Origin of the sequence: Phycicoccus jejuensis (genome assembly GCF_044797865.1) — a bacterium.
GTDB classification, from domain to species: Bacteria; Actinomycetota; Actinomycetes; order Actinomycetales; family Dermatophilaceae; genus Phycicoccus; species Phycicoccus jejuensis.
The window spans coordinates 3,498,936-3,514,970 of the sequence record NZ_CP085209.1 but is presented as its reverse complement, the minus strand read 5'-3'; the positions used below and the strand labels follow the sequence as shown (position 1 = coordinate 3,514,970).

14 protein-coding genes are annotated in these 16,035 nt (G+C 73.9%); 4 read left to right on the top strand and 10 right to left on the bottom strand.

The window, feature by feature from the left end; genetic code table 11:
- Positions 1–78: 78 nt before the first annotated feature.
- Positions 79–930 carry a formyltetrahydrofolate deformylase gene (gene purU / locus LG324_RS16680; RefSeq protein ID WP_404349728.1) on the top strand — a complete coding sequence of 284 codons (852 nt, stop codon included), beginning with the start codon at positions 79–81 and terminating at the stop codon, positions 928–930.
- A gap of 21 nt (positions 931–951) precedes the next feature.
- Here purU and LG324_RS16675 read toward each other — a convergent pair whose 3' ends face one another.
- Complete coding sequence (locus tag LG324_RS16675) at positions 952–1,122, bottom strand: hypothetical protein (protein WP_157577715.1); 171 nt, start codon at positions 1,120–1,122, stop codon at positions 952–954.
- 43 nt (positions 1,123–1,165) lie between these two features.
- Entirely contained in the window at positions 1,166–1,615 is a 450-nt protein-coding gene (locus LG324_RS16670) for a hypothetical protein (RefSeq protein ID WP_030529585.1), read from the bottom strand.
- A 72-nt stretch (positions 1,616–1,687) separates the two neighbouring features.
- Here LG324_RS16670 and LG324_RS16665 point away from each other — a divergent pair, with 72 nt between their 5' ends.
- The gene (locus tag LG324_RS16665) at positions 1,688–2,122 is read left to right on the top strand and encodes a hypothetical protein (RefSeq protein ID WP_030529586.1); all 435 of its coding nucleotides are present in this window, start codon (positions 1,688–1,690) and stop codon (positions 2,120–2,122) included.
- A 24-nt stretch (positions 2,123–2,146) separates the two neighbouring features.
- On the opposite strand, the gene LG324_RS16660 is transcribed toward LG324_RS16665, so the two are convergent.
- Positions 2,147–2,719 carry a CGNR zinc finger domain-containing protein gene (locus LG324_RS16660; RefSeq protein ID WP_207025323.1) on the bottom strand — a complete coding sequence of 191 codons (573 nt, stop codon included), beginning with the start codon at positions 2,717–2,719 and terminating at the stop codon, positions 2,147–2,149.
- Positions 2,720–2,745: 26 nt separating this feature from the next.
- Here LG324_RS16660 and LG324_RS16655 point away from each other — a divergent pair, with 26 nt between their 5' ends.
- Positions 2,746–3,954 carry an MFS transporter gene (locus LG324_RS16655; protein WP_404349724.1) on the top strand — a complete coding sequence of 403 codons (1,209 nt, stop codon included), beginning with the start codon at positions 2,746–2,748 and terminating at the stop codon, positions 3,952–3,954.
- On the opposite strand, the gene betT is transcribed toward LG324_RS16655, so the two are convergent.
- From betT to LG324_RS16635, 4 genes are all read right to left on the bottom strand, one after another.
- Complete coding sequence (gene betT / locus LG324_RS16650) at positions 3,878–5,962, bottom strand: choline BCCT transporter BetT (RefSeq protein ID WP_404349720.1); 2,085 nt, start codon at positions 5,960–5,962, stop codon at positions 3,878–3,880. The two genes, LG324_RS16655 and betT, sit on opposite strands and share 77 nt — an antisense overlap.
- A 22-nt stretch (positions 5,963–5,984) precedes the next feature.
- On the bottom strand, positions 5,985–7,664 hold the full coding sequence (gene betA, locus LG324_RS16645) for a choline dehydrogenase (RefSeq protein ID WP_207025355.1): 1,680 nt from the start codon (positions 7,662–7,664) through the stop codon (positions 5,985–5,987).
- A gap of 53 nt (positions 7,665–7,717) precedes the next feature.
- On the bottom strand, positions 7,718–9,187 hold the full coding sequence (locus LG324_RS16640) for an aldehyde dehydrogenase family protein (RefSeq protein ID WP_404349717.1): 1,470 nt from the start codon (positions 9,185–9,187) through the stop codon (positions 7,718–7,720).
- A gap of 184 nt (positions 9,188–9,371) precedes the next feature.
- On the bottom strand, positions 9,372–10,760 hold the full coding sequence (locus tag LG324_RS16635) for an L-serine ammonia-lyase (RefSeq protein ID WP_404349715.1): 1,389 nt from the start codon (positions 10,758–10,760) through the stop codon (positions 9,372–9,374).
- 82 nt (positions 10,761–10,842) lie between these two features.
- Between LG324_RS16635 and LG324_RS16630 the strand changes: the two genes are divergently transcribed.
- Entirely contained in the window at positions 10,843–11,694 is an 852-nt protein-coding gene (locus LG324_RS16630) for a RecB family exonuclease (RefSeq protein WP_404349713.1), read from the top strand.
- A gap of 14 nt (positions 11,695–11,708) precedes the next feature.
- Here the strand turns inward: LG324_RS16630 and LG324_RS16625 are convergent, their stop codons facing one another.
- Genes LG324_RS16625 through LG324_RS16615 form a run of 3 tightly spaced genes read right to left on the bottom strand, consistent with a single transcriptional unit; the run spans position 11,709 to position 15,957 of the window.
- Positions 11,709–12,665 (bottom strand): electron transfer flavoprotein subunit alpha/FixB family protein, encoded by a 957-nt coding sequence (locus tag LG324_RS16625; RefSeq protein ID WP_404349711.1) that lies wholly within the window; start codon positions 12,663–12,665, stop codon positions 11,709–11,711.
- On the bottom strand, positions 12,662–13,435 hold the full coding sequence (locus LG324_RS16620) for an electron transfer flavoprotein subunit beta/FixA family protein (RefSeq protein WP_404349709.1): 774 nt from the start codon (positions 13,433–13,435) through the stop codon (positions 12,662–12,664). Before LG324_RS16620 ends, LG324_RS16625 begins: the two co-directional genes overlap by 4 nt.
- The gene (locus LG324_RS16615) at positions 13,432–15,957 is read right to left on the bottom strand and encodes an FAD-dependent oxidoreductase (RefSeq protein WP_404349707.1); all 2,526 of its coding nucleotides are present in this window, start codon (positions 15,955–15,957) and stop codon (positions 13,432–13,434) included. Before LG324_RS16615 ends, LG324_RS16620 begins: the two co-directional genes overlap by 4 nt.
- Positions 15,958–16,035: the final 78 nt, after the last annotated feature.

Below are 16,035 nucleotides of genomic sequence, written 5' to 3'. Positions count from 1 at the left end.
TGGGACCCCACCCGGCACCGGCACCCGGCCCGGCGGACGCGCACGCGCCGCCGACCCGGACCTCCGTACGGTGGACCCGTGCCCGAGTACGTCCTGCTCCTGTCCTGCCCCGACCGACCCGGCATCGTCGCGGCGGTCACGACCCTGCTCTTCGAGCACGGTGGCAACATCGAGGAGAGCCAGCAGTTCGACGACGTGCGCACCGACCAGTTCTTCCTGCGCATCCGGTGGTCCGTGGCGGGGGAGGACCGCGGCGTCGAGCGCTGGCAGGAGCTGCTGGCCCCCGTCGCCGAGCGCTTCGCGATGCAGTGGTCGCTGCGCGACGCGCACACGTCGACCCGTGCGCTGCTCATGGTCAGCCGCTTCGGGCACTGCCTCAACGACCTGCTCTTCCGGTGGCGCAGCGGGCAGCTCAACCTCGACGTGCCGGCCGTGGTCTCCAACCACCGCGACCTCGAGCCGCTCGTCGCCTCCTACGGCATCCCGTTCGTCCACGTGCCCGTGACCGCCGACACCAAGGCCGAGGCCGAGGCGCGGCTGCTCGAGGTCGTCGCCGAGCACGACGTCGACCTCGTCGTCCTCGCCCGCTACATGCAGGTCCTCTCGGACTCGCTGGCGCGCGACCTCGAGGGGCGCGTCATCAACATCCACCACTCGTTCCTGCCCTCGTTCAAGGGCGCGAAGCCCTACCACCAGGCGCACGAGAGGGGGGTCAAGCTCGTCGGGGCGACCGCGCACTACGTGACGCCGGACCTCGACGAGGGGCCGATCATCGAGCAGGACGTCGTGCGCGCCGACCACCGGATGACGCCCGAGGCGCTCGTCCGGGCCGGCGAGGAGGTCGAGTCGAGGGTGCTCGCGCGGGCCGTCCGGTGGCACTGCGAGTCGCGCATCCTCCTCAACGGGACGCGGACGGTCGTCTTCGACTGACCTGTCGGGCCGCCCTGCGGCTCAGGGCGTGCGGTGCCGCGCGACGCCGAGGTGCGGCAGGTGCGCCGCCGCCGGCCGCGGGATGCGCGGCAGGTGCAGCTGCCGGGGCGGGGCCTCGCGGCGGGCGAGCTGCTCGGCGGTCCAGTCGGACGGGGTGACGGCGCGGGCGATGCCCGGGGTGATGGTCCTCATGCGGTGAGGAGCGCCGGGTGGGCCGCGGTGATACGGGCGTGTCTCAGCCGCGCGAGGAGTCCTCCGGGGTGGCGGCGTGGCCGGCGCGGCCCGCGGTGCGGCGGTCCTCCTTCATCTCCGCCTCGAAGACGTGCCGGCGGCCCTCCATCAGCTCCTCGCGGGCGCGCCGCTCGTGCTCGCGGAAGGTCGCGTAGTACCCGTCGTCGTACTCCTCGACGACCTGGAAGGACCAGCGTCCGGCGAGGACGTTCCGGCCCACGAGGTCGGTCTCGACGCGGTCGGCGAGCTCGGTGTGGCCGGCGTCGCGCAGCGCGTCGACCGCCTCGCCGAGGGTGAGGTCGGCCGTTCCGCAGCGGCGGTGGAAGGCGTAGAGGTGCCCGCGGGCCTCCTCGACGACCTCGAGGGCCTCCGAGAGCTTGCCGAGGGCGGCGACGGTGGCGTCGCTCGTGCCGGCGGGTCGGGTGTGCGCGTCGTCGACGGAGTCGTGGGCCATGGACCGACGGTACGGGCACGGCCCTGTGGAAAACCCCGCGGCGCTCGCGTGGGTTTCGGCCACGCTCGAGGCATGAGCTTCGACGACCTGCCCGAGACCTGGCCCGACCTGCCCCTCGACGACCCGCTCCTCGCGGCCGACGTCGTCGACCTCGTCGTGTCGCACGCCGACCGCGTCGACGGGTGCGCCGGGTTCCTCCTGCTCGACGACACCCTGCGGCTGCGCACGCCGCTCGTCATCGGCGACACCGGGGACGAGCACGACCCCTGGGAGCTGCGCGACGGCCTCGTCGAGGCGCTGCGGCCCCTCGACCTCGGCGGGGTGGTGCTCGCCCGCGGTCGCGACGGCTCGGTGCTGCTCACCGACACCGACCGCGCGTGGCACGAGATGGCCCTCGACGTCTGCCGCCGGCTCGGGGTCCCGCTCGTCGCGGCGTTCGTCGCCACCCCGGCGGCGGTGCGGCCCTTCCCGGCGCCGCTGCGGGCGGCCGACGACCTCGCGTCGTGAGCGCCGGTCGGGACCGGCCGCGGCTCAACCCTGCCGGGTGCGTCGGCGGTGCGCGGCGGCCTTGACCCGGTTCTGGCAGCGCGTGGAGCAGAAGCGCCGGTGGGTGTTGCGGCTGCGGTCGACCCACACGCGGTCGCAGCCCGGCGCCCGGCAGACCCCGAGCCGCGAGCCCAGGTCGCCACCGATCGCCATCGCGAGCCCGGCGGCGATGCCCGCGGACCACCCGCGCGCGAAGGAGGTGTCGGGGCCGTGGAAGTGGATGGCCCAGCGCCCGTCGGGGGAGCGGTCGAGCTCGGGGTGGGCCTGCGTCCGGCGCAGCATGCGGTTGACGAGGTCGGCGGCGGCGTCGTCGCGCCCCGCGTCGAGGTGCTCGACGACCTCGCGGGCCGCGTGGACCTCCGGCAGCAGGTCATCGAGGTCCCGGGCCGACGGGCGCGGGTCGTAGCCGTCGTAGCGGACCGCCTCGACGACCGCGCCGCGCAGGGCGGCCCGGGGCGGTGCCGGGTGCTCGCGGCCGCCGTCGGTGCCCGGGGTCAGCGCGTTGACGAGGCGGACCGTCGTGTCGAGCACGGCGTCGACGTGACTGTTGAAACGCATGACTGAAGGTACCTACTCTCACGTGCGTGTCACTGCTGAAGAAGCCTACGTCAGTCATCGGCGTCCTTGTCGCCGCCCGTGTCGTCAACCGGCTCGGCGGCGCCGGGATGGGGTTCCTCGGCGTCCGGCTCACGCGCGACCTCGGGGTGCCGCTCGGCACGACCTCGGTCGTCCTCGCGCTGTTCGGCGCGGCGACGATCCCCTCGCGGGTCCTCGGGGGCGTCGTGACGACCCGGTGGGGCCCGCGCGCCGCCCTCGTCGCCGGGTTGGCCGCGGCCGGGGTGGCCCAGGCGGTCGTGGCGGCCGGGGAGGACCTCCTCGTCGTCGGGGCGGGCGTCGTCGCCCTCGGCCTGGCCTACGAGGTCGTCGAGCCGGCGACCCAGACCGCCGTCGTCGCGGGCGTCGAGCCGGGGCGGCGGGCCTCGCGCTTCTCGCTGCTCTGGGCGAGCCTCTCGGTGGCCGGGGTCGTCGCCGGCGTGCTCGCCGCCCTCGTCACCCGCTGGGGCGTCGGTGCCCTCTTCGCCGTCGACGCCGCGAGCAGCCTCCTCGCCGCGGCGCTCGTCGCGCTGCTCCTCCCCGCGCTGCCACGGCCGTCGCGGGTGCCCCGCGCCTGGCGGTCCGCGCTGCGTCCGCCGGTGCTCGGGTGGGCCGGGCTGTGCACCGTCTCGGCCACCGTCGTCATGGTCGTCGTGCTCGTCCTCCCGCTGGCCGTCGAGCGGGCCGGCCACCCGCCGTCGACGACCGCCTGGCTCCTCGTGGCCGGCGCGCTGTCGGCGGTCGCCACGCACCGGGTCCTCGCGCGGGTCGAGGTCGACGCCCCGGCCCACCGGGTGCTCGCGGCCGGGTTCGCGCTGCTCGGCGCGGCGCTCACGACGTGGGCGGTCGGTGGCGTGCCCGCGCTCGTCACCGGCGCGGTGCTCGAGGGCGCCGCCGGGACGCTGGTCGTCGGGACCCAGCAGGCGGTCGCGTCCCGCCTCGCCGTGCCCGGCGCCGAGGCCGCCGTCATGACGGTCCAGGGCCTCTCGTGGGGGGTCGCGACGCTCGTCGCACCGCTGCTCGGGGGTGCGCTCCTCGGGCTGGACCCCGCCGCGCCGTGGCTCGCCGGCGCGGCGGTGGCCCTGCTTCTCGCCGCCGGTCACGCCCGGCCGCCCGCGGCGCTCAGGCCGAAGTGGTCGGCTCCGCGAGCCGCAGGAACTCGAGGTGGCGCTCGTAGTGGTCGAGGCAGTCGTGGATGACCTGCGCCGCCGACCAGCCCATGACGTCGTAGCCCTGCCCGCCGTCGGCGAGGTGCACCTCGAGGCGGGCGTAGGAGTCGCGGCTCTGGACCATCCGACCCCCGTAGGTCGGCACCGGGGCCATCTCGACCTCGACGCGGTAGACGAACGGCGGCTCGGCGGCCGGGGTGCGCAGCGTGACCGACGGGGCCGTGCCCCCGAGGTCGACCTCGCACGTCGTCTCGACCTCGTGGCGGCACAGCTCCTCGCCGACCTCGGCGAGCGCCGGGGCCACGACCCCTTCGAGGTGCCGGACGGCGTCCCGGCGGTCGACGAAGTTCGTCGCCCGCGCCACGCGCGCCCGCCACGAGGTCGCGCGGTCCTCGCGGCGGGTCGTCGCGGCCCGCGCCGAGAGCAGGCCGTACATGCTCTGGGTCCGGCTGTCCGCCCGGCGTCCCTCGACGCGCAGGGCGCGCACGAGCCCGACCATGACGAGCACGAGCACGACGGCGAAGGGCAGGCCGAAGATGATCGTCGCGTACTGCAGCGCGGTGATGCCGCCGACGAGGAGCATCGCGATGGTCAGCAGGCCGGTCGCGGCCGCCCACGTGATGCGCAGCCAGCCCGCCGCGTCCTCGGTGAGGTCACCGAGCCGGCTCGTGAGGTTGGCCATGACGAGCGCGCCCGAGTCGGCGGAGGTGACGTAGAAGAGCAGCCCGACGAAGAACGCGAGCGCGATGACGACCTTGCCGGCCGGGTACTGCGAGAGCAGGTCGTAGAAGCCGACGCCGGTGAAGTCCTGGGCGGCCTGCGCGAAGTCGGTGTCGCCGCCGCGGATCCGCTCGATCGCGGCGTTCCCGAACACCGAGATCCACATGACGATGTACGCGAACGGGATGACGAGCGTTCCGAGGACGAACTGCCGGATGGTCCGGCCGCGCGAGATCCGGGCGAGGAAGAGCCCGACGAACGACGCCCACGCGACCCACCAGGCCCAGAAGAAGAGCGTCCACGTGCTCATCCACGTCGCGTTGTCGACGAAGGGGAAGGTCTCGAGCGTCTTGGCCGGGAAGGTGCGCAGGAAGTCGCCGACGTTGGCGACGGCGCCGTTGAGCAGCAGCGCGGTGTTGCCGGTGACGAGCACCCACCCGGCGAGCCCGAGCGCGAGGAGCACGTTGAGCTGCGACAGGAACCGGATCCCGCGGTCGACGCCGCTCGTCGCCGACACCGCCGCCATGAGCACGGCCAGCGCGGCGAGCGCGATCTGCGCCCCGGTGCCGACGCCGACGCCGAAGAGGACGTTGAGCCCGACGTTGAGGAAGACCACGCCGATGCCGAGGGAGGTCGCGACGCCGAAGATCGTCCCGAGCACCGCGGCGGTGTCGACGGCGTGGCCGAGCGGGCCGTCGATCCGCTTGCCCAGGACGGGGGCCAGGGCCGAGCGGACGGCGAGCGGTAGGCCCTTGCGGTAGCAGAAGTAGCCGAGGGCCAGACCCATCAGCGCGTACATGCCCCAGCCGGTGACGCCGTAGTGGAAGAGCGTCCAGACCGTCGCGTCGCGCGCGGCCTCGATGCTCTCGGGAGCCGGGCCGCCCTCGGGCGGCGCCATGTAGTGGGACGCCGGCTCGACGACGGAGTAGAACATCACGTCCGTGCCGATGCCGGCGGCGAAGAGCATCGAGGCCCACGCGAAGGTGGAGAACTCCGGCCGGGAGTGGTCGGGGCCGAGGCGCACGTGGCCGTAGCGCGAGAGCCCGAGCCAGACGACGAAGCCGAGCACCGCCGTGGCGAGCAGGACGTAGAACCACCCGAACCACTGGGTCGCCCACGTGGTCACCGCGCCGAGGGCGCTCTCGGCGGACGACGGGGCGAGCAGCGCCCAGAGCGCGACGACGAGCACGCCGGTGAGGGACGCGACGAAGACCGGCATCCGGACCGGTGGCCCGCCGAGGAGGCCCGTCGTGCCGCCCTCGTCCGGCGGCCCGGCCTCCGGGGTGTCGGTCGGCGGGGTGTCGGTGGCGGCGCTCATCGGGTCCTCCTCGGTGGGGCGGTCAGGACGTCGGCGGGTCGAGCGGGCTCCCGGCCCGCAGGTCGTACCAGGGCGCGTCCGACGGCGGGAGCGGGGTGGCACCGGTGATGAGGTCGGCCGCCTTCTCGGCGAGCATGACGACCGGCGCGTAGATGTTGCCGTTGGTCACGTACGGCATCGCGCTGGCGTCGACGACGCGCAGGCCCTCGGTGCCGTGGACGCGCATCGACGTCGGGTCGAGCACCGACAGGTCGTCGGTGCCCATCCGGGCGGTGCAGCTGGGGTGCAGGGCCGTCTCGGCGTCGGCGCGCACCCAGTCGAGGATCTCCTCGTCGGTCTCGACCTTCGACCCGGGCGAGATCTCGCCGCCGTCGTAGGGGGCGAAGGCCGGCTGGGCGAGGATCTCGCGCGAGACGCGGATGGCCTCGACCCACTCGCGCCGGTCCTGGTCGGTCGAGAGGTAGTTGAACTGCATGGCCGGCTTCATCCGCGGGTCGGTGCTGCGGATGCGCAGCCAGCCGCGGGCGTCGGAGTACATCGGGCCGATGTGCACCTGGTAGCCGTGGCCCTCGACCGGGCTCGAGCCGTCGTAGCGGATCGCGATCGGCAGGAAGTGGAACATGAGGTTCGGGTAGTCGACGTCGTCGTTGCTGCGGACGAAGCCGCCGCCCTCGAAGTGGTTCGTCGCCCCGAGGCCCTTGCGGAGGAACAGCCACTCGGCGGCGAGCTTCGGGCGGTTCTTGTAGGCGAGCCCCGGCGCGATCGAGACCGGCTGGGTGCAGGCGTGCTGGATGTACACCTCGAGGTGGTCCTGGAGGTGCTCGCCGACCCCCCGCAGCCCGGAGACGACGTCGATGCCGAGCGGCCGCAGCAGCTCGGGGTCGCCGACGCCCGAGAGCTGGAGCAGCTGCGGGGTGTTGATCGCGCCGCCGGAGAGGATGACCTCGCCGGCGCGCACCGTGTGCCTCCGACCGAACGCGAGGTACTCGACCCCGACCGCGCGGGTACCCTCGAAGAGCACCTTCGTCGTCATCGCGAGGGTGCGGACGTGGAGGTTAGGGCGGTCGATGACCGGGTGGAGGTAGGCGCGCGCGGCGGAGAGGCGGCGGCCGCGGTGGACGTTGCGGTCGAAGGGCGCGAACCCCTCCTGCCGGTAGCCGTTGACGTCGCTCGTGCGCGGGTAGCCGGCCTGCTCGGCGGCGTCGAAGAACGCCGTGAACAGCGGGTTCGTGGCCGGGCCGCGCTCCATGACGAGGGGCCCGTCGCCGCCGCGCCAGGTGTCGGCGCCGGCGAGGCAGGTCTCCATCCGCTTGAAGTACGGCAGGCAGTGCGCGTAGTCCCAGTCGGACATCCCCGGGTCGGCGCCCCAGCGCTCGTAGTCCTTGGGGTTGCCGCGCTGGAAGATCATCCCGTTGATCGAGCTCGACCCACCGAGGACCTTGCCGCGCGCGTGGTAGATCCGCCGGCCGTTCATGTGCGGCTCGGGCTCGGACTCGTACTTCCAGTCGTAGAACCGGCTGCCGATGGGGAAGGGCAGCGCGGCCGGCATGTGGATGAACGGGTCGAGCTTGAGGTCGTTGCGGCCGGCCTCGAGGACGAGCACGCTCGTGCCGGGGTCGGCCGAGAGGCGGTTGGCGAGGACGGACCCGGCGCTGCCGCCGCCGACGACGACGTAGTCGACCTGGTCGGGGACCTCGGCCATCGTCGTCCGGTCGCGCAGGCTCCGGGCGGTGTCGGTGACGCGGTCGAGGACGCTCATGAGAACCACCCCGTCGGGGCCGGCTCGGTGTTCTCCCACACGTGCTTGGTCTCTTGGTACTCCTCGAGGCCGAGTTCGCCGAGCTCGCGGCCGATGCCGGACTGCTTGTGGCCGCCCCACTCGGCGGGGGCGACGTACGGGTGGTAGTCGTTGACCCACACGGTGCCCAGGCGCAGCGCGCGGGCGACGCGGCGGGCCCGCTCGGTGTCGCTGGTCCACACCGCGCCGGCGAGGCCGTAGCGGGTGGCGTTGGCGAGGCGGACCGCCTCCTCCTCGGTGCGGAAGGTCTCGACCGTGAGGACCGGCCCGAAGGACTCCTCCTGGACGACGTGCATGTCGACGTGGCACCGGTCGAGGACGGTGGGGAGGTAGTAGTAGCCGCTCGCGAGCCGCTCGTCGTCGGGGCGGGCGCCGCCGCAGCGCAGCCGGGCGCCCTCGGCGAGCCCGGTCGCGACGTAGTCCTCGACCTTCTTCAGGTGCTCGGCGCTGGTCAGCGACCCGGTCTGGGCGTCCTGGTCGAACGGCGGGCCCATCCGGATGGCCCCGGCGCGCTCGACGATCGTGTCGACGACCTCCTCCGCGACCGACTCCTCGACGAGCAGCCGGGCGCCGGCCGAGCAGACCTGGCCGGAGTGGAGGAAGACCGCCGTCATCGCGTTGTCGATCGCGGCCTCCCGGTCGGCGTCGGCGAAGACGATGTTGGGGTTCTTGCCGCCGAGCTCGAGGGCGACCCGCTTGACGGTGTCGGCGGCCTGCTTCATGAGGTGCTTGCCGACGGCGAGGCTGCCGGTGAACGACACGAGGTCGACGCGCGGGTCGGTGGACATCGGGCCGGCGCACCCGGGCCCTGTGCCGAGGACGAGGTTGGCGACGCCGGCCGGCACGCCGGCCTCCTCGATCGCGCGGACCATGAGGATCGTCGAGTGCGGCGTGATCTCGCTCGGCTTGAGCACGAAGGTGCTGCCCGCCAGCAGGCACGGCGCGACCTTCCAGCTGGCCTGCAGCAGCGGGTAGTTCCACGGTGTGATGAGCGAGCAGACGCCGATCGGCTCACGGACGACACGGCTGCGCACGTGCGGCTGGCCGGGGTCGACCTCGCGGACGCGCTCGACGTCCTCGCCCTTGCCGGCGTAGAAGCGGAAGACGCTGACGACGTCGGCGACGTCGAGCCTCGCCTCCTCGAAGCGCTTGCCGGTGTCGAGGGCCTCGGCGCGCGCGATCTCGTCGGTGTCGCGCTCGAGGAGGTCCGCGATGCGCCCGAGGGCGGCGGCCCGCTCGGTCGGCGGGGTGTCGCGCCAGCGGCCGTCGTCGGCCGCGCGGCGGGCGGCGTCGATCGCCGCGAGGGTGTCGGTCTCGTCGGCCTCGTCGACCTCTCCGACGGTCGTGCCGTCGGCAGGGCAGACGATGGTCCGGCGACCGCCGGCAGCGGCGCCGACCCAGGCGCCGTCGAGGTACAGGTCGGCCATGGTCGTCCTGACTGTCGGGGTGGGGACGGATGGACCAGCCTGTCGGAGAACCGCTCCGACCGTCAAGGAGTGCAGGTCAGGCGAGCGCGCACCCCGTCGAGCGAACAGAACACGCCGTCGGGCAAGCGGTCCGGACGGCGTGTTCTGTTCACTCGACGGGTGGGGAGGGAGAGGTGGCCCGGCCTCAGCACTCGATGACGTTGACGGCGAGGCCGCCGCGCGCGGTCTCCTTGTACTTGACCTTCATGTCGCGCCCGGTGTCGCGCATCGTCTTGATCGCCTTGTCGAGCGAGACGACCGCCGAGCGGCCGTCGCCGCGCAGCGAGAGCCGGGCGGCGGTGATGGCCTTGACCGAGGCGACGGCGTTGCGCTCGATGCACGGGATCTGGACGAGCCCGCCGACCGGGTCGCAGGTGAGCCCCAGGTTGTGCTCGATGCCGATCTCGGCCGCGTTCTCGACCTGGCCGGGGGTGCCGCCGAGGACCTCCGCGAGGGCGCCGGCCGCCATCGAGCAGGCCGAGCCGACCTCGCCCTGGCAGCCGACCTCGGCGCCGGAGATCGAGGCGTTCTCCTTGTAGAGCGTGCCGATGGCGGCCGCGGTCAGGAGGAAGCGCACGACCCCGTCGTCGTCGGCGCCCGGCACGAAGCGCGTGTAGTAGTGCAGGACCGCCGGGATGATGCCCGCCGCGCCGTTGGTGGGAGCGGTGACGATGCGCCCGCCGCTGGCGTTCTCCTCGTTGACGGCGAGCGCGTAGAGGGTGACCCAGTCCATTGCGGCGAGCGGGTCGCCGGCGTGCTCACCGCGCAGCTGGCGCACGAGCCGGGGCGCGCGGCGCTGGACGCGCAGGCCGCCCGGGAGGACGCCGTCGGTGCGGCAGCCGTTGTCGACGCACTCCTGCATCACCTCCCAGAGGTGCAGCAGCCCGGCACGGACCTCGGCCTCGGTGCGCCACGAGAGCTCGTTGGCGAGCATGACGCCGCTGATCGGCAGGCCGGCCTCGGCGCACCGCTCGAGCAGCTGCGCCCCGGTGGTGAACGGGTACCGGACGGGCGTGTGGTCGGGGACGATCTCGTTCTGCCCGACCTCGTCCTGGTCGAGGACGAAGCCGCCGCCGACCGAGTAGTACTCGCGGGTGCGCAGCGGCTCCTCGCCCTCGGCCGGGTCGGCCGAGGCCCACGCGGTGAAGCGCATCCCGTTGGAGTGGAAGGGCAGGGTCGCACGGCGGTGGAGGACGACGTCGACGTCGGGGTCGCAGGCGACGTCGTGGCTGCCGCCGAGGTGCAGCGTGCGCGCGGCACGGACCTCGTCGACGCGGTTCTCGGCGGCGCGCGGGTCGGTGGTCTCGGGCGCCTCGCCCTCGAGGCCGAGGAGCACGGCCTTGACCGAGCCGTGGCCGTGGCCGGTGGCGCCGAGCGAGCCGAAGAGCTCGGCCTTGACCCGGCCGACGCGGGGCAGCAGGCCGTCCTCGCGCAGCGCCGTGACGAAGGTGTGGGCGGCGCGCATCGGGCCCACGGTGTGCGAGCTGGAGGGACCGATGCCGACGGAGAACAGGTCGAAGGAGGAGATGGCCATGAGGCGCTCAGTGTGTCATCCGCCGGGAGCGCCTGGGGACGGCCCTGCGGACGCGTCGGACGTACCGGCTACCGTCGGTGCCGTGACGGGCACGGGGGAGCAGGCGCAGCCGCAGCAGGCGGCGTTCCCCGGCATGCCCGAGCCCCTCTGGGGCGGCAGCCCGAGCAAGCTGCTCACCTTCCTCGACTGCCCGCGCCGCTACCGCCTGGCCTACCTCGACCGCCCGCGCCCGCCGGCCCGGACGCAGCGGGCCCACACCTCGCTCGGGAACGCCGTGCACAACGCCCTGCGCGACTGGTGGGACCAGCCCGAGCGCACCCCGCAGCTCGGCGCGCGCCTGGTGCAGAAGGCGTGGATCGACGTCGGCTTCCGCGACGCCGCCCAGTCCGCCCGCTGGCGGGCCCGGATGCAGGACGCGGTCGTCGCCTACCTCGAGCGCTCCGGCCCGCAGCAGCGGCCCGTCGGCATCGAGCGCACGGTGTCGTTCGTCAGCGACGACCTGCGCGTGCAGGGCCGCATCGACCGGCTCGACGACCGCGACGGTGAGCTCGTCGTCGTCGACTACAAGACCTCGCGCCAGGTCTCGACCGACGACGACGCGCGCACCTCGCTGCCGCTCGCCCTGTACGCCGCGGCCGTCTGGAAGATGTTCCGCCGCCCGGTCCGCCGGGTCGAGCTGCACCACGTGCCCTCGGGCACGGTCGCGGCCCACGAGCACACCGGTGAGTCCATCGGCCGGCACGTCGAGCGGGCGCGCTCGATCATGCGCGACGCGCGCCGGGCCGACGCCGACTTCGCCCGCCGCGGGGCGGAGTCCTCGATGTTCCCCGCCGTCACCGGGCCGCTGTGCGGCTGGTGCGACCTGCGGGCCCACTGCCCCGAGGGGCAGGCCGCGGCGCCCGAGAAGGCGGACTGGGCCGCGCTCGAGGACTGAGGGCGGGTGCCCGCTCAGCCGAGCTCCTCGAGCACGGCCGGCAGCACCTCGTGCATGTCGCCGATCACCGCGTAGTCGGCCTTGGTCACCATCGGGGCGTCGGCGTCGGTGTTGACGGCGATGATCGTCCGGCTGGAGGCGCAGCCCGCCCAGTGCTGGATCGACCCCGAGATGCCGCAGGCGAGGTAGAGGTCCGGCGCGATGCGCGAGCCGGTCTGGCCGACCTGCTCGTGGTGCGGGCGCCAGCCGAGCGAGGTGACGACGCGCGAGACACCGACGGCCCCGCCGAGGCGCTCGGCGAGGGCGTCGACGGCCGCGAAGCCGTCCGGCCCGCCCGCGCCGCGTCCCGCGCCGACGACGACCTTGGCCGCGGTCAGCCCCGAGCTGTCGCCCTGCTCGCGCCGCTCGACGCGCACGACCTGCGCGCGCAGGTCCTTGGGGTCGACGGCGACGGCCAGCGGCTGGACGCGCGCCTCGCCGGGAGCGTCCGCGGGGGTCGGCTCGACGGCGTGCCCGGCCATCGACAGCAGCCGGACCCGGCTCGGGACCGTCGCCCGCTCGAGGGCGGCGCCGCCGACGACCTGGCGCTGGACGACGAGCGGTGAGAGCGACTCGACGGCGACGACGTTGGCGGCCATCCGCAGCCCGCGGCGGGCGGCGACGTGGGCGAGGACCTCGTTGCCGCGGCCGGTGCCCGGGGCCACCACGAGGTCCGCGCGGGCGGCCCGGCCGGCCGCCTCGACGGCCGCGGCCCAGGCCGCGGCGGCGTACCGCTCGAGCGCGGGGTCGGCGGCCTCGTGGACGACCACGACCCCGGCCTCGCGGCAGTCGGCGAGGACGGCCTCGGACGCGGACCCGACGACGAGGGCGTGGAGGTCGCCGGCGCCGAGGGAGCGGGCGAAGGCGAGGGTCTCGCGGGAGACGAGCGAGGCCCGTCCCTCCTCGACCTCGACGAGGACGACGACGCTCACGAGTGCACCACCTTGAGCTCGCGCAGGACGGCGACGAGGGCGGGCGCGGCGGTCGGCCCCTCGCCGAGGACGGTGACCTGGCTCGGCGGGGCCTCGGGCACGGTGAGGGCCTCCCGGCCCGACCCGCCGGGGGTGCCCGACCACGTCATCCGCTCGACCTCGGCCTTCTTCGCGCGCATCCGCCCCATGACGCTCGGGTACTTCGGCGACACCCCGCCCTCGAGGACGGTGACGACCGCGGGCAGGGTGACCTCGTAGACCTCGGTGCCCTCCGGTCCCTTGGCGTGCAGGGTGGCGACGTCGCCGTCGACGGTGACGGTCTGCACGCCCGCGACGACGGGACGGTCGAGGAGGTAGGCCAGCCGCACGCCGACCTGGAAGTCGCCGGTGTCGGCGGCGTCGTTGCCGAGGAGCACGAGGTCGTACGTCGTCCCCGCGTCCGAGCGGGCCCGGACGGCCTCCGCGACGGCCTCGGCGACGTCGGCCGGGCCGAGGAGGTCGGCGTCGGCCTCGACGAGCACGCCGTCGGTGGCGCCGACGGCGATGCCGGCGCGCACCTGCTCGAGGCTGTCCTCGGAGCCGACCGACAGCACCGTCACGGTGCCGCCCGAGGGTTCGGCGACCTGGACGGCCAGCGCGACGGCGGCCTCCTCGTGGGCGCTCGTCGTGTAGCCGGCGTACCGGCCGTCGACGCGCAGCCCGTCGGGCGTGAGGACGACCTCGCCGGTGGGGTCGGGGACGCGCTTGACGCAGACGAGGACGTTCGTCACGCCCGCCCCCGGATCCGCAGGTTCTCGGGGTCGAAGAGCGGGGTCGCGTCGGCCGCGGCGACCGTCACGGGGTAGAGCTCCTCCATGTACGAGACGGCCAGCTGGGTGCCGACGGTGGCGACCTCCGGCGGGAGGAAGGCCATGAGCACGTGCTTGCCGAGGCTCGGGGCGGAGCCGGCCGTCGTCACGTACGGGTGGCGGCCGTGGCCGTCGGTCAGCGTGCCACCCTCGCGGGTGAGGATCGGCTCGCCGCCGAGCATGTAGCGCTTCACCCCGGACGCCGACGTGTGGTCGTCGACGGTGAGCGAGCAGAGGACCGCCTTCGGGGCCGCGTCGGCCTGCGCGAGCACCGCGTCCTTGCCGATGAAGTCCTGCTCCTTCCACTTCGCCCGCGACATGCCGGTCTCCATCAGCGTGCGCTCGGTGTCGAGCTCGTAGCCGTAGGCCCGGTAGCCCTTCTCGATCCGGCCGGTCGTGCCGTAGACGCCGATGCCGACGGGCACCATCCCGAGGGGAGTGCCGGCGTCGAGGAGCTTCTGCCACAGGGCGGCTCCCGCCTCGATGGGCACGTAGAGCTCCCAGCCGAACTCGCCGACGTACGAGATGCGCGAGGCGAGCACCGACAGCGTCCCGACCTCGATCTCGCGGCAGGTGCCGAAGGCGAAGCCGCCGGGCGAGACGTCGGCGTCGGTGAGGCCGGAGAGGATCTCGAGGGCCTTCGGGCCCCAGAGGCCGATCGTCGTCCAGCTCGAGGTGAGGTCGACGACGACCGCGCCGCCGTCCTCGGGCATCCGGTCGGCGAACCACTTCTTGTCGGCCATGCCGTGCGCGCCGCCGGTGACGACCCGGAACCGGTCGTGCGCGAGGCGCATCACGGTGAGGTCGGAGCGGAACCCGCCGCGCTCGTCGAGCACCGGGGTGTAGACGACCCGGCCGATGCGGACGTCGGCCTGCGCCACGATGATCCGCTGCACGGCCTCGAGCGCCCTCGGCCCGACGACGTCGAAGATCGCGAACGCGGAGAGGTCGACGAGCCCGGCCGCCTCGCGCATCTGCAGGTGCTCGGCGTTGATGATGGGCGACCACCAGCGCGCGTCCCACTCGTGCTCGCGCGGCATCGTCTGCTCGGGGCCGAACTTCTCGACGAGCCCGGCGTTCGAGGTGTACCAGTGCGGCCGCTCCCAGCCGGCGGTCTCGTAGAAGACCGCGCCGAGCTCCTTCTGCGAGGCGTGCATCGGCGCGAGGCGGACGTCGCGGTTGCTGCCGTACTGCTCCGCGGGGTGGACGATGCCGTAGGTCTTGATGAACGACTCGGACGTGCGCGCCTTGACGTGCGCCCGCGTCTTCTGGTGCGGGTGGAAGCGCGCGATGTCGCTGTGCCCCAGGTCGATCTCGGGGTTGCCGTGGGTCATCCACTCGGCGACCGCGCGGGCGGTGCCCGGGCCCTCCTTGATCCACACCGCGGCGCACGACCAGAGGCCCTTGACCTCGGGCGTCTCGCCGAGGATCGGGTAGCCGTCCGGCGTGAGCGACAGCAGGCCGTTGATGGCGTAGCGGATCTCGGCCCGCTCGTCGCCGAGCAGCTCGGGCATGAGCTCGAGGGCCTGCTCGAGCTGCGGGTCGAAGTCGTCCTCGGTGAACGGCATCTCGGTGGGGGAGAGCTTGCTCTGCTCGATCGAGGGGATGTCCTCGGGGTCCCACAGGATCGCCCGGTGCGCGTACGAGCCGACCTCCATGTCGGAGCCGTGCTGGCGCTCGTAGCAGAACGTGTCCATGTCGCGCACGATCGGGTAGCTGATCTCGCCGGGCTTCTCGGCGAGCACCTCGCAGGGGCCGACCGAGATCATCTGGTGGACCGCGGGGGTCAACGGGATGTGCGCGCCGGCCATCCGGGCGATCTTCGGGCTCCACACGCCGCAGGCGACGACGACGGTCTCGGCCTCGATGCGGCCCTGGGTGGTCTCGACCGCGCGGATGCGGCCGTCGACGACCTCCATGCCGGTCACCTCGACGTTGGGGACGGTCGTCAGGGCGCCGCGCTCGACGGCGCGCTCGCGCATGATCGTGCCGGCGCGGAGGCTGTCGACGACGCCGACGGTCGGGAACCAGGCGGCGCCGATGATGACGTCCTTGTCGAGGAAGGGCACCTTCTCGGCGACCTGCTCGGGGGTGACGAGCTCGGCGGGGATGCCCCACGCCTTCGCGCTGCTCATCCGGCGGCGCAGCTCCTCCATCCGCTCCTCGGTGCGCGCGACCTCGTACCCGCCGGACTCCGTGAAGACCCCGAGCTCCTTGTACTGGCGCATCGAGTCGAGCGTGATGTCGGCGAACTCGCGTGAGTGGTCGACGGGGAAGATGAAGTTGCTCGCGTGGCCCGTGGAGCCGCCCGGGTTCGGCAGGGGCCCCTTGTCGAGCTGGACGATGTCGGTCCACCCGAGCTCGGCGAGGTGGTGGACGAGCGAGTTCCCGACGATGCCGGCGCCGATGACGACGCAGCGCGCGGAGGCGGGGAGAGCGGCCATGGGGGGTCCTTCCGTCACGCCGGTGGTGCGTATCGCGCAACCCGGCGCTTATCGTGCAACACGTTCGCACAGCATGGC